We start from the raw sequence: 13255 nt of genomic DNA, 5'->3' as shown, positions 1-13255 counted from the left end.
ACGAAGTCTGAGATTAACTTAGCACGACTCTCGCCGGGCGTCCAGAGATCCACAAAAAATAGGAGTCCGGACGCCGGGATAGCAAGTCGCTTACGCCAGGTTGGCGTCGAGGAACTCTTTCAGCTGGCCTTTGGACAGCGCGCCAACTTTGGTCGCGGCAATTTCGCCATTTTTAAACAGCAGCAGGGTCGGGATGCCGCGAATGCCGTATTTCGGCGCCGTACCCGGGTTCTGATCGATGTTCAGTTTCGCAATGGTCAGTTTGCCCTGATACTCTTCAGCGATCTCATCCAGAATCGGGGCGATCATTTTGCACGGACCACACCACTCTGCCCAGAAATCGACGAGGGTTAGCCCGTCAGCCTTGAGTACGTCCGTGTCAAAACTGTCGTCAGTCAGGTGAATAATTTTATCGCTCATATTTAACTCCACAGGAATAAGCCTGGTGTGTTGGTGTCGCAGACATCAACGACGTGTCGATACTACGTTATGCACGCTGTTCTTCAGAATGCCTCTTTCTATAACTCACCGCGTCACAATATCCATCATGGACTTTGCCTCGCAAAAGTTAAGCAACCCGCGTTCAAACCGGCTTATCGCAGATTTGTCACCTCGCCTCGCTTAGTGGTCTAAGCTTTCGAGGATTCGTTCAGTTGCTGTAGACGCACCTTGAATATTTCATACATAGCCAACGAAAGGTTGACGTTATTTCACCGGATACGCTTTCTTAATGCAATAGTTAGCTGATATTCTACCACACTATGAGCAAAACACATTTAACAGAACAGAAGTTTTCCGACTTCGCCCTGCACCCGGCAGTGATTGAAGCCCTTGAAAAAAAAGGGTTTCATAATTGCACACCCATTCAGGCTCTCGCTCTTCCGCTAACGCTGGAAGGTCGGGATGTCGCCGGGCAGGCGCAAACCGGTACCGGTAAAACGATGGCGTTCCTGACGTCAACGTTTCATTATCTTCTCACACACCCGGCGATCGCTGACCGCCAGGTCAATCAGCCGCGCGCGCTAATCATGGCTCCGACGCGTGAACTGGCGGTACAGATCCATGCTGACGCCGAACCGCTGGCGCAGGCGACCGGTTTGAAGCTGGGTCTGGCGTACGGCGGCGACGGCTACGATAAACAGCTGAAAGTGCTGGAAAGCGGGGTTGATATTCTGATCGGTACCACCGGTCGCCTTATCGACTACGCCAAACAGAACCATGTTAATCTCGGTGCCATTCAGGTTGTCGTTCTTGATGAAGCCGATCGTATGTACGATCTCGGCTTTATTAAAGATATCCGTTGGTTGTTCCGCCGCATGCCGCCAGCGAATCAGCGTCTGAACATGCTGTTCTCCGCCACCCTTTCTTATCGCGTACGTGAACTGGCGTTCGAACAAATGAACAACGCCGAGTATGTCGAAGTTGAGCCTGAGCAGAAAACGGGCCACCGTATTAAAGAAGAGCTGTTCTATCCTTCCAATGAAGAAAAAATGCGCCTGCTGCAGACGCTGCTGGAAGAAGAGTGGCCGGACCGCGCAATTATTTTCGCTAACACTAAACATCGTTGTGAAGATATCTGGGGTCACCTGGCGGCTGACGGCCATCGCGTTGGTCTGTTGACCGGCGACGTCGCGCAGAAAAAGCGCCTGCGTATTCTCGACGAATTTACCCGCGGCGATATTGATATCCTGGTCGCGACCGACGTCGCCGCTCGCGGTCTGCATATTCCGGCCGTGACTCACGTCTTTAACTACGATCTGCCGGACGATTGCGAAGACTACGTGCACCGTATTGGCCGTACCGGCCGTGCTGGCGCCAGCGGTCACTCCATCAGCCTGGCCTGTGAAGAGTACGCGCTGAACCTGCCGGCGATTGAGACCTATATTGGTCATTCGATTCCGGTCAGCAAATACAATTCTGACGCGCTCATGACCGAACTGCCTAAGCCGCTGCGCCTCACACGTGCGCGCCCGGGTAACGGCCCGCGCCGCAACGGTCCACCACGTAATCGTCGTCGTTCAGGTTAATGCAATATGCCATACACAAAATCATTCAAGTTGCAGCAAGGCGCCGGGAGAACCAATTCCGATGAACTTACTCTGTCAGGCAATTCGGGTAAGCGCGCGCGGCCAACGCAGAGGCAACTTGAAGGATGAAGTGTATGAGCTCCACCTCGCTCTATGCAGCTATCGATCTGGGATCTAATAGTTTTCATATGTTGGTTGTGCGCGAGGTGGCCGGAAGCATCCAGACCCTTAGTCGTATTAAACGCAAAGTCCGTCTGGCCGCTGGCCTGAATAGCGACAACACGCTCTCTACGGACGCTATGGAACGCGGCTGGCAATGTTTACGCCTGTTCGCCGAGCGTTTGCAGGATATTCCCCCGACGCAAATCCGCGTGGTCGCCACCGCAACGCTGCGGCTGGCAGTGAACGCCGGAGAGTTTCTGGAGAAAGCGCGGGATATCCTCGGCTGTCCGGTACAGGTTATCAGCGGCGAAGAAGAAGCACGCCTGATTTATCAGGGCGTCGCGCATACAACCGGCGGTGCCGATCAGCGCCTGGTCGTGGATATCGGCGGAGCCAGTACCGAGCTGGTTACCGGTACCGGCGCGCAAACTACCTCTCTTTTCAGCCTGTCGATGGGCTGCGTCACCTGGCTGGAGCGCTATTTTGCCGATCGCAGCCTGACTAAAGAAAACTTCGACCTCGCCGAAACCGCCGCGCGTGAAGTTTTGCGCCCCGTCGCCGACGTGCTGCGCTATCACGGCTGGAAGGTGTGTGTAGGAGCATCCGGAACGGTTCAGGCGTTACAGGAAATCATGATGGCTCAGGGGATGGATGAACGCATCACCTTAGCCAAGCTGCAGCAGCTCAAACAGCGCGCCATTCAGTGCGGTCGTCTGGAAGAGCTGGAGATTGAAGGCCTGACGCTTGAACGCGCGCTCGTTTTTCCAAGCGGTCTGGCGATTCTGATGGCCATTTTCAAAGAGCTGAATATTCAGTGCATGACCCTTGCTGGCGGTGCGCTGCGTGAGGGCCTTGTCTACGGCATGCTGCACCTGTCGGTCGATCAGGATATTCGCAGCCGTACGTTACGCAATATTCAGCGTCGGTTTCTGGTGGATACCGATCAGGCGCAGCGCGTTGCCCAGCTGGCCGCCCATTTTGTTCACCAGGTGGAAAATAGCTGGGAAATTGAGCCATTATGCTTCGATTTGCTGCAAAGCGCCTGCCAGCTGCATGAAATCGGCCTGAGCGTGGAGTATAAGCAGGCACCTCTGCATGCCGCCTGGCTGGTACGCAATCTCGATCTGCCTGGCTTTACCCCGGCACAAAAAAAACTTCTGGCAACGCTGTTGTTAAATCAGACCAACGCCGTCGATCTTTCTTCAATTCATCAACAAAATGCGGTTCCGCCAAGGGTTGCGGAGCATATGTGTCGCCTGCTGCGTCTGGCTATTCTGTTTGCCAGCCGTCGACGCGACGATCTGCTGCCGATGATTGCGCTGGCTGCCAAAGATGAGAGTCTGACGCTCACGCTCCCCCAGGGTTGGCTGGAAAATCATCCGCTGGGCCGGGAAATGGTCGAACAAGAGTGCCAGTGGCAGAGCTACGTTCACTGGCCGCTGCTGGTCGATGAGCAGTAATCTTGAGTCGATCGGTTTTGCCTAAAACGATTACCCGTTTTATTCACGGACAAAACTAAACGGCGCTCATTAACCACTGGCCGATCTGGTTATTGCAGCTTCACTCTGAAATCAAAATTAAAGTAATTGCTTAGGCAAAATGCGGTTCCGTACTCAAGCACTTCCCCCTGCGCATTGCGGCTTTTCAGCGTAATCTTCATCAACGGCACCCCTTGCGGCAGGTCGAGCAAATTAAGTTCTTCCGCCGAAGGGATATGTACCGTCAGGGAGTAATCCTGAAGATCGGGAAAAATATCATTTTCTGCCCAGTGCGCGTACAGCGAGCCTTCGAGCAAATCAGGGCGAGGTAAATAACGCTCGGGGATAAACATGGTTTCGATAGAAACGGGAAGCGCATCGACTAAACGCACGCGTTTTATTTTCGCCACCCGATCGCCGACAGCAATTTCCAGTTCACGGGCCAGAAACTCATCCGCCGCCAGCTTTTCCCTCACCAGCCAACGGTTTGATACCGTCCCTGAATTTTGTAGCTGTGCAGAAAATCCGCCGCTGGCAAGGTTATAGCTTACCGGCAGATTCACCTCCGTACCTTTCCCGTGACGCTTGATCACCAGTCCGGCTTCCAGCAGCGCATCAAGCGCCTTCACCACGGTCACGCGCGATAGTTCAAGAGCCTGAGACATTTTGCGTTCTGAAGGCAAAATACTGCCATGAGTCAGTAACCGATCCGTCATCGCAGCTTCAATTGCTTGTTTTAATTGCATATAAAGTGGTGCGGCAGCCTCGGTATCCAGGCGCTCTTTTATATACTCAAGCAGCGATTGCGACATAATTTCTCGACCTTCCAGGAATAAGTAGCAGTGGATTTATCATAGTGGACCCATACTGGCATCTATATCCTCATCATAACGCCGCTTTACGGCCTCCTGTACCTCATTTTTTTATCAGAATGCGTCTTCGATCACAGTGTGACCATTAAGGACTTTAAGTGGACTTAATCTGGATTTATTTTTAGTACAACTTTTATTCATGTCTTACAGGGAGTCCGCCTATGTCTGATATTCGCCCTACATATACTGCTGAAAGCCGTATTCTTGGCTGTCTTTATGGGCAAGCCATAGGAGACGCCATGGGTATGCCTTCCGAACTCTGGCCTAAGCGTCGGATAATTAATCATTTTGGTTGGATAGAGCGCTTCCTTCCTGGGCCAAAAGAGAATATCGCGGCCTGTGAATTTAGCGCTGCGGAGTTTACCGATGATACCCATCAGTGTATCGCTTTGATGGATGCTCTGAATGAAACCAACGGCGTGACCGATCCACTGGCTATCGCCAGGCATATTCTGCTGTGGGCCAGAGACTGCCAGGCATTTGAGAAAAATATCCTCGGCCCGACCTCTAAGGCCTCCCTGCTCGCGCTCGAAAAGGGGGTAGCCCTGGATGAAATTACGGCCAACGGTGTGACCAACGGCGCGGCAATGCGCGTAGCGCCAATGGGCTGTCTGTTACCCACCCGCAATAAAACCTTTTTCATCGAGCAGGTACGTCTATCCTGCCTGCCAACGCACAAATCAGATATCGCCATCGCCGGCGCGGTAGTCATTGCCTGGGCTATCAGCCGCGCCGTTGAGGGTGTCGAATGGTCGTTAATCAAAACGGAACTGGGATCAATCGCCAATGAAACCCAGCGCCAATATGAGTCCACTTTTAGTCCACTTCTCGGAAATCGTATTCATCTGGCGCTGGATAAGGTGTCCAGGGAGACTGACCACCTGACTGGTATTGAGCGTATTTATGAGGACATCGGTGCCGGCATGGATATCATCGAATCGGTCCCGGCAGCGATTGCTCTGGTTGAACTGGCAAAAACGCAGCCCATGAAATGCGCTATGCTGGCGGCAAACCTGGGCGGTGATACCGACACCATTGGTGCTATGGCGACGGCTATCTGCGGCGCGCTTCATGGCATTGAGGCTTTCCCTGAAGGTCATATCCAACAGATTAATCAGGCCAACAGTATAGATTTCACGCCTTACGCACGGCGGCTTGCAGGATACCGCTTCGCATAATTCACAGAGGGTATCAATATGGACAGCAAAGCTTCATACGATGGCAATATGCAAACGCCAGATCCCGACATGGCGGATCTGGGGATTGGTTTGGTTCCCCCGGTACATCAGACCCAAAAACCGGTGCAGCTATTTTTCGTCTGGTGCGCGGCGAATATCGGTATTCTTGGCGTGGTATACGGCGCGGTCATTGTGTCGTTTGGCCTCTCATTCTGGCAGTCGATTCTGGCTGCCATCGCGGGAGTTGCCTCCTTTGCGCTGGTCGGCGTCACCAGCATTGCCGGGAAAATCGGCCGCACCACGACACTGACGCTCTCGCGCGTCATTTTTGGCAAACGCGGAAATATCGCGCCCACCAGCTTCTGCTGGGTGAACCTGATGGGCTGGGAGTCGGTCAACATCATTACCGGCACGCTCACCCTCGTCGCGCTGTTTGCCGCCATGGGTTTTGAAGAGAGCCTGACCACCACCGCCCTGTCGCTTTTTCTGTTTGGCGGCCTGACCGTGCTGGTCAGCGTGCTTGGCCAAAATGCCGTGCTGATGATGCAAAAATGGATCACTCGTATCTTTGGCGCCATGACGTTGCTGGTAGTGATCTATTTACTCTTCACCGCGGACTGGCAGGCTATTCTCGCACTGCCGTCAGGCAGCTGGTTGACTGGATTTCTCCCGGCAGTGTCAATCATCGCCGCGGGTACCGGCATCAGCTGGGCTATCGCCGGTGCCGACTATAGCCGGGACCAGCACCCGGACTCCGGTGAAAAAAGCATTTTCCTCGCCGTTGTCAGCGGCGCCGCCCTTCCCCTGCTGCTGCTGATGCTCACCGGAATACTGCTTACCGCCCAGATCCCCGATCTGGCATCCAGCGAAAACCCCATTTCAGCGATCGGTAAACTGCTGCCTTCCTGGATGGCAATCCCCTATCTGGCCGCGGCAACAGCCGGAGTCGTGACCATTGCCGTACTGAGCCTCTATTCCGCCAGCCTTAACCTGTTAAGCATGGGAATTAAGCTACAGCAGCGTTCCGCCGTGGCCCTTGATGCCGTGCTGGTGCTGGGTATCGCGCTCTACGTACTATTTGTCTCAAAAGATTTTCTTGGGCCGTTCATCGCGTTTCTGATTTTCTGCGGCGTGTTTCTGGCCGCATGGGCCGCCATTTTTATGGTCGATTTTTATCGGCTGCGTCGCCATGCAGGATATTCGGAAGCCGATATATTCAGCGAAAGCGGCGCCAATCGTACCGCGCTGGGCTGCTGGATTGTCGGGGCGCTGGCAGGATTAATGGTCTCCAAAACCGGGTTTATCGATGGGCCTTTCGCGGTCGGAATTTTTGCCGACTCCAGTCTGGGCTTGTTCATCTCTTTTATTCTGAGCCTGGTACTGTACCTCGTTTTTGGCGCGAAGAAAGAAGGGGGCAGCCGTGACAATCACCGCTAATCTACTCTCGCCCCAGCTGCCGATCGTGGTTGTCGGCGCCGCTTTTGGCGATATTATTCTCCATCTCGAAGCGCTACCGCAAAGCGGCGGCGACGTCTCCGCCCGCGATGGCGGACGGCAGATCGGCGGCTGCGCGTTTAATGTCGCCCGTGCGCTCTCGCGCCTCGAAATCCCATTGATTAACGCGATACCGGTAGGTAATGGCGACTGGGGGCAGGCCGTTGCGCAAAAGATGACGCAGGAAAACTTACCCGTCCTCTTGCGCCACCCTACCCATGATAACGGCTGGTGTATGGCCCTCGTCGAGGCTAATAAAGAACGGACGTTTATCACCATTGAGGGCTGTGAGCAGCACTGGAATACCGAGCTGCTGGCGCAAATTCCGCAGCCGAAGAACGCAATTATTTACGTCTCAGGCTACGAGCTGGCCAGCGAAACGCTGCGCCAGTGGATTCTGAGCCTGACGCCAGATAAAACGCTGTTTGTCGATTTTGGCCCTCGCCTTAACGCTCTGGATATTCACTTTATTCAGGCGTTGCTGCGCAAGCGTCCCGTGCTCACCCTGAATCGCGACGAACTCAGCGTGCTATGCGCACGTTTATACGATCGGGACAGCGCTACGCTCGATGCCGCCTCCCGGCTCGCCAGTGACTGGGGGTTAAGGGCAATTTGTCGGTTTGATAAAGATGGGGCGTGGGTAGTTGAGCCTGACGCACAACCGCAGCATATCCCGGCCTGCCGCGTACAGGTTCACGATACCATTGCCGCAGGAGATAGCCACTGCGCCGGTACTATCGCCGGGCTGTCCTGCGGAATGAGTCTGCGTCAGGCCACGCGGCTGGGTAATGAAATTGCGGCAATTGTCGTGAGCAGGCCAGGTTCAGACGGCGCCCCGAATCGTGAAGAACTACGTCAGTTCCAGATCCAACAACAAAATTGCCGCTAACCGCTATTTACGCGCTTTCGCCAGCATCGCCCGGATGTTGGCGACGTTCGCCTGGCCTTTATGCATGCGCTCTTCCGCCGAAATAACTTTGCGCTCCTGCTCCCAAATCAGGTCGTCCTGCGGCAATTCAAGCAGGAAACGGCTCGGCTCCGGTCGCACCAGCTCGCCGTACTGACGGCGCTCTTTGCACAAGGTAAAAGTCAGCTCTTTCTGCGCGCGGGTAATACCAACATAGGCCAGACGGCGCTCTTCATCGACGTTGTCTTCATCAATGCTGCTCTGGTGCGGCAGCAGCCCTTCTTCCATGCCAACCAGATAGACGTACGGGAACTCCAGTCCTTTGGAAGCATGAAGCGTCATCAGCTGAACCTGATCCGTCTCCTCATCCGACTCGCCGCGCTCCATCATATCGCGCAGGGTGAAGCGGGTGACCACCTGCGTCAGCGTCATCGGTTCATCGATCTCGCTGCCTTCAAGCATTTCGGTCATCCACGTGAACAGCGTATTGACGTTTTTCATCCGCATTTCGGCGGCTTTCGGACTGGGCGAGGTCTCATAGAGCCAGGACTCATAATCCACGCCGCGGATCAGGTCGCGGACGGCCGCAATCGGCTCGCGCTCCGAGAGCTGCTGGATCTCCCGCAGCCAGTGGGTAAAACGGGTCAAAGACTCATAGCTGCGCCCGCTCAGCGTCTGGGTCAAACCCATATCGAAGCTGGCGGTAAACATACTTTTGTTGCGCCCCATCGCCCATTCGCCCAGCTTTTTCAGGGTCGCCGAACCGATTTCACGCTTCGGCGTATTCACAATACGCATGAAAGCGCTGTCATCATCAGGATTGGTCAGCACGCGCAGATAGGCCAGCAGGTCTTTAATTTCCGGGCGGGAAAAGAACGACGTGCCGCCGGAAATTTTGTACGGGATGCGGTTCTGCATCAGCATCTTTTCAAAAACCCGCGACTGATGGTTGCCGCGATACAGGATCGCATAGTCCTTATAAGCGGTTTTATTAATAAAGTGATGGGCGATCAGTTCACCGGCAACGCGTTCCGCTTCGTGATCTTCATTGTTGGCAGAGAGCACTTTCAGTTCTACGCCATAGCCCAGTTCGGAAAACAGGCGCTTTTCGAAGACATGGGGATTATTGGCTATCAGGATATTCGCCGCCTTCAGGATACGCCCGGAAGAACGGTAGTTCTGTTCCAGCTTGATCACCTGCAGCGCCGGGAAATCCTGACTAAGCAGTACCAGGTTCTGCGGCCGTGCGCCACGCCAGGAGTAGATTGACTGATCGTCATCACCGACCACGGTAAAGCGCGCCCGCTGCCCCACCAGCAGCTTCACCAGCTCATACTGGCTGGTGTTGGTATCCTGGTATTCGTCCACCAGCAAATAGCGAATCCTGTTCTGCCAGCGCTCCCGCACTTCTTCGTTGCGCTGCAGCAGCAGCGTCGGTAGTAAAATGAGATCGTCGAAGTCGAGTACGTTACAGGCTTTCATATGCGCGTCGTACAGCCCGTAGCAGTGGGCAAAGATCCGATCCCGCTCTCCTTTTGCGCCGGCGGCGGCCTGGGAAGGAGTTTTCAGATCGTTTTTCCAGTTGGAGATCGTTGAGATCAGCTGCTGGAGCACCACTTTATCGTCTTCGATCAGTCCCTCGGTGAGCTCTTTTAACAGCGCCACCTGGTCAGTATCGTCGAACAGCGAAAAATTAGATTTCATCCCCAACGCGGCGTACTCGCGTTTAATGATATCCAGCCCCAGCGTGTGGAAGGTGGAGATCATCAGACCGCGTGCTTCTTTGCGCCCCAGCGTTTGCCCGACGCGCTCTTTCATCTCACGCGCCGCCTTATTGGTAAAGGTGACTGCCGCAATATGGCGCGCCTGATAACCGCAGCCGCGGATCAGGTGGGCGATTTTATTAGTTATAACGCGGGTCTTACCGGAGCCGGCTCCCGCCAGCACCAGGCACGGTCCGGTAACGAATTCGACGGCTTGTTGTTGGCCAGGGTTTAAACGCATGGGAGTATTTTGCTCAATCTTCGAACGGGGTGAGGATTGTAGCAGAAAGCGGGGTACAGAGAGCAACAGGCTACCCTTTCAGGCAGCCTGAAATCAGTAAATCAGGCTGCGGCAAGCGGCGTATAGCCGTTACGCTGCGCGCTCTTGATCCAGCTATATGAACCCATTACCGCGATCGCCGTCAGCAGGACATACTCAAGCGACATGGCGTAAACGCCCTGTACCGCGTAGATAACCACGCTAATCACGTCGATAAGCACCCATAGCAGCCAGTTTTCGACGAACTTGCGCGTCATCAGGACCATCGCCGCAATCGACAATACCAGCATGGTGGAATCCCAGAACGGGAAGGCATCGGGCTGGAGGTCGGGCATCGCAACCTGCATGCCGAAAGTTTGCAGCAGGGCAATCATGATGCGGGTAAGCGCCGAGAATACCGGATCGATAAACAGCGTCATCAAAATAATCGCCACCGCGCAGACGCCGCCTAGTGCCAGGGTTTGCTGACGGGAAAGCCAGCGTACCTTGAGAGCCGCCTCCTGCGCCTCGTTTTGTCGGCTCCACGCGTACCAGCCGTAAATATTGGCAGCAAAGAAGAACACCTGTAGCAGCAGACTGGCATAGAGTTGAATCTGGAAAAAAATCGCCGCAAACAGCGTGACGTTAATCAGACCAAACAGATAGTTGATGATTTTTTCCCGGCTGGCGCACCAGATGCACAGCAGACCGAATACGGTACCGATAGCTTCAATCCACGATAGCGCATAGCCGCCTTCGCCAAGAGGAATATTGACCATCACATTGTTAATGCTAAAAAAGTCCATCACTGATCTCCTTGCTGGCTAGCGGAGTAAATGGCGCGTAGCGCCAGGGTAATTTGCCGTTCTTCGCCCTGCTGGCACAGCGCTTCCTGCTGGACATAATCATTGATGCTGCTGTCCAGGCATCCGTTGTGGGCAACCACCACGTTGAGTAATGAGGCCGTACGTAATCCGCGCAGCGCGCCGATGGTCATCAGGGCGGCGCTCTCCATATCCGCCCCCAGAATGCCGAGCGCTGACCACTGCGCATCCAGCTCCATCTCACGATCGGTATAAAAGCTGTCGTGGCTGCGTACCAGACCGCACGCGGCGGGGATATTCATCTGCCGCGCCTGCGTCATCAGTTCCCAGGTCAGCTGCGGGTCGGCGCAGGCTGGATAGCCCGCAGGCGCATAGGTTCGACTGGTGCCGTCATCCACGACCGCGGCATGGGCGATAATCACGTCGCCGAGCGCGAGATTATCCTGTAGCGCCCCGCAGCTGCCGATACGAATCAGAGTGGTTACGCCGATCTGGCGTAGCTCTTCAATGGCGATCGCGGTGGAGGGGCCACCGATTCCGGTGGAAAGTACCAAAATCTCAACGCCCTGATACCAGCCGCGCGCGGCGCGAAACTCCCGGTTCTGACCGAGCGGTTCAGGATTATCAAGAAAATTGACGATCCGGTCGACCCGCTGCGGGTCGCCCGGCAGCAGCGCGTACCGAGCGCCGGTCATCTCCTTGCTTAACTGGATATGGGGTTGCAGCGACATTCTCCCGCCTCCTTACTCTTGCGGTTATCCGATATCAGCCTCCTGTTGCAATTTTTCAGGAGCTAACAACACAATGCGTTCACCATCGGTATCAATAATCTGTAGCGCTTTCAGGTCATGCAAAATACGGTTAATACTGCGGGTCGTTGCCGCGAACTCCTGGCTGAGATTCTGTTTATCCAGCAAGATTCCATTGGCGCCATCCTGCTGATAACGCAGCCATAAGGCCTGGCACACCCGCTGATGCAGCGAGTAAAGATTGTCGCTGCTGGCCTTCTTCGACAGCTGGTAATACTGCTGGCTAAAGAAGCGCAGCATCCGCTGGTTGAAATGATTATCTAACGCCAGCCAGCGGCAGAAATGTTCCTGTGACAGGCTCAAAAGCTGAACATGCCCCACCGCCACCACCGAGCAGATGTAATGGCGCGACTCAAAGATCTCGAGCTCGCCCAGCATGTCGCCTTTCCGGTAGCGGGCCTGACGGTAGCGACGACCGTCTTCGGCCTCATAAAAAACATCTACTTCACCGGCGATAATCAGCGAAAAACGCTGACACACTTCACCCTGTCGACAGATAAAATCACCGCGCGGGATCTCTTCGAAGCGCCAGCGCCGCATGATTTCCAGGGGACAATATTTCAGTAGTTCATACAGCAGCGGATCGCTCACAATCTCACTCAGCCCGGACAGCCAGCCGACTGAAAATTCAGGTTTTTTCATTGTGTCCATGTTATCTCGCTCCACGACTATAAGGACAGGACGGCTGTCCCGGGCAGGAGGGAAGAGGCCATAGAAAAGTGTTGCTCATCTCCCGCTTCCGTATATCAGGCGAGACATCTGTCCCGCGATGGCGAAGAGTATATGTCCGTGGCCAGAGCGGGTGGTAAAGTAACGGGATATCTTTGCGACTGAGAACACCATAATGGCAAAAAGCGCAGCAGCCCTGCACATCCTGGTTAAAGAAGAGAAGCTGGCCCACGAGATCCTCGCCAAACTTGAACGTGGCGTGAGCTTCGATCATCTGGCAAAGCGCTATTCGAAATGTCCATCAGGACGCAACGGCGGCGATCTTGGGGAGTTTAATCAAGGCGTTATGGTCGGGCCATTTGATAAAGCGGTCTTCAGCTGCCCGCTGCTCAAGCCTTACGGGCCGGTCAAAACCAAGTTCGGTTACCACATCATTAAGGTGCTGTATCGCCGCTAGCCCATGCTACTATTGCGCCCTGATTTATCCCCCATTCACTCAAGGTACGATCATGGCAAAAACGGCAGCAGCACTGCATATCCTGGTTAAAGAAGAGAAGCTGGCACTGGATCTTCTGGAGCAGATTAAAAATGGCGCCGATTTCGGCAAACTGGCGAAGAAGCACTCTATTTGTCCGTCAGGCAAACGCGGCGGCGATTTAGGTGAATTCCGCCAGGGCCAGATGGTACCGGCGTTTGATAAAGTCGTTTTCTCCTGCCCGGTGCTGGAGCCGACCGGCCCGCTGCACACCCAGTTCGGTTATCACATCATCAAGGTGCTGTATCGCAATTAAAAAAACCGGTGTCTTATTGCAC

The 13255-nt window shown here is 54.6% G+C and carries 13 protein-coding genes; 7 read left to right on the top strand and 6 right to left on the bottom strand.

Going from position 1 to position 13255, the window contains the following annotated elements; all coding sequences use genetic code 11:
- Window positions 1-90 precede the first annotated feature (90 nt).
- Entirely contained in the window at window positions 91-420 is a 330-nt protein-coding gene (gene trxA, locus GJ746_RS00895; RefSeq protein WP_154678529.1) for a thioredoxin TrxA, read from the bottom strand.
- Window positions 421-761: 341 nt separating this feature from the next.
- On the opposite strand from trxA, the gene rhlB reads away from it, so the two are divergent.
- Both rhlB and gppA read left to right on the top strand, forming a co-directional pair.
- The gene (gene rhlB / locus GJ746_RS00890) at window positions 762-2027 is read left to right on the top strand and encodes an ATP-dependent RNA helicase RhlB (protein ID WP_154678528.1); all 1266 of its coding nucleotides are present in this window, start codon (window positions 762-764) and stop codon (window positions 2025-2027) included.
- 125 nt (window positions 2028-2152) lie between these two features.
- Complete coding sequence (gppA, locus tag GJ746_RS00885; RefSeq protein ID WP_195908781.1) at window positions 2153-3649, top strand: guanosine-5'-triphosphate,3'-diphosphate diphosphatase; 1497 nt, start codon at window positions 2153-2155, stop codon at window positions 3647-3649.
- A gap of 89 nt (window positions 3650-3738) precedes the next feature.
- Here gppA and GJ746_RS00880 read toward each other — a convergent pair whose 3' ends face one another.
- A complete protein-coding gene (locus tag GJ746_RS00880; protein WP_154678526.1) occupies window positions 3739-4479 on the bottom strand; it encodes a GntR family transcriptional regulator in 741 nt (246 codons plus the stop codon).
- A 221-nt stretch (window positions 4480-4700) separates the two neighbouring features.
- Between GJ746_RS00880 and GJ746_RS00875 the strand changes: the two genes are divergently transcribed.
- From GJ746_RS00875 to GJ746_RS00865, 3 genes are read left to right on the top strand one after another with little or no spacing between them, the layout of a single operon-like run.
- On the top strand, window positions 4701-5717 hold the full coding sequence (locus GJ746_RS00875; RefSeq protein ID WP_154678525.1) for an ADP-ribosylglycohydrolase family protein: 1017 nt from the start codon (window positions 4701-4703) through the stop codon (window positions 5715-5717).
- Window positions 5718-5735: 18 nt separating this feature from the next.
- Window positions 5736-7154 carry a purine-cytosine permease family protein gene (locus GJ746_RS00870; RefSeq protein WP_154678524.1) on the top strand — a complete coding sequence of 473 codons (1419 nt, stop codon included), beginning with the start codon at window positions 5736-5738 and terminating at the stop codon, window positions 7152-7154.
- Window positions 7138-8100 carry a PfkB family carbohydrate kinase gene (locus GJ746_RS00865; protein ID WP_154678523.1) on the top strand — a complete coding sequence of 321 codons (963 nt, stop codon included), beginning with the start codon at window positions 7138-7140 and terminating at the stop codon, window positions 8098-8100. The genes GJ746_RS00870 and GJ746_RS00865 overlap by 17 nt, the downstream gene beginning before the upstream one ends.
- Window positions 8101-8103: 3 nt before the next feature.
- Here GJ746_RS00865 and rep read toward each other — a convergent pair whose 3' ends face one another.
- The 4 genes from rep to GJ746_RS00845 form a co-directional block, all read right to left on the bottom strand.
- Window positions 8104-10122 (bottom strand): DNA helicase Rep, encoded by a 2019-nt coding sequence (gene rep, locus GJ746_RS00860; protein ID WP_154678522.1) that lies wholly within the window; start codon window positions 10120-10122, stop codon window positions 8104-8106.
- Window positions 10123-10223: 101 nt separating this feature from the next.
- Window positions 10224-10946, bottom strand: coding sequence for a nicotinamide riboside transporter PnuC (pnuC, locus tag GJ746_RS00855; protein WP_154678521.1), 723 nt, complete (start codon window positions 10944-10946; stop codon window positions 10224-10226).
- Window positions 10946-11695 carry a nucleoside phosphorylase gene (locus GJ746_RS00850; protein ID WP_195908780.1) on the bottom strand — a complete coding sequence of 250 codons (750 nt, stop codon included), beginning with the start codon at window positions 11693-11695 and terminating at the stop codon, window positions 10946-10948. Before GJ746_RS00850 ends, pnuC begins: the two co-directional genes overlap by 1 nt.
- A 24-nt stretch (window positions 11696-11719) precedes the next feature.
- The gene (locus tag GJ746_RS00845) at window positions 11720-12424 is read right to left on the bottom strand and encodes a Crp/Fnr family transcriptional regulator (RefSeq protein ID WP_154678520.1); all 705 of its coding nucleotides are present in this window, start codon (window positions 12422-12424) and stop codon (window positions 11720-11722) included.
- 193 nt (window positions 12425-12617) lie between these two features.
- Between GJ746_RS00845 and ppiC (GJ746_RS00840) the strand changes: the two genes are divergently transcribed.
- Both ppiC (GJ746_RS00840) and ppiC (GJ746_RS00835) read left to right on the top strand, forming a co-directional pair.
- On the top strand, window positions 12618-12899 hold the full coding sequence (ppiC, locus tag GJ746_RS00840; protein WP_016808199.1) for a peptidylprolyl isomerase PpiC: 282 nt from the start codon (window positions 12618-12620) through the stop codon (window positions 12897-12899).
- Window positions 12900-12951: 52 nt separating this feature from the next.
- A complete protein-coding gene (ppiC, locus tag GJ746_RS00835) occupies window positions 12952-13233 on the top strand; it encodes a peptidylprolyl isomerase PpiC (protein WP_001140251.1) in 282 nt (93 codons plus the stop codon).
- Window positions 13234-13255 lie beyond the last annotated feature (22 nt).

The sequence above is a fragment of the Klebsiella oxytoca genome (assembly GCF_009707385.1).
GTDB lineage: Bacteria > Pseudomonadota > Gammaproteobacteria > Enterobacterales > Enterobacteriaceae > Klebsiella > Klebsiella oxytoca_C.
The sequence above is the reverse complement of the archived record's forward strand: the minus strand, read 5'-3'. Positions and strand labels throughout refer to the sequence as shown.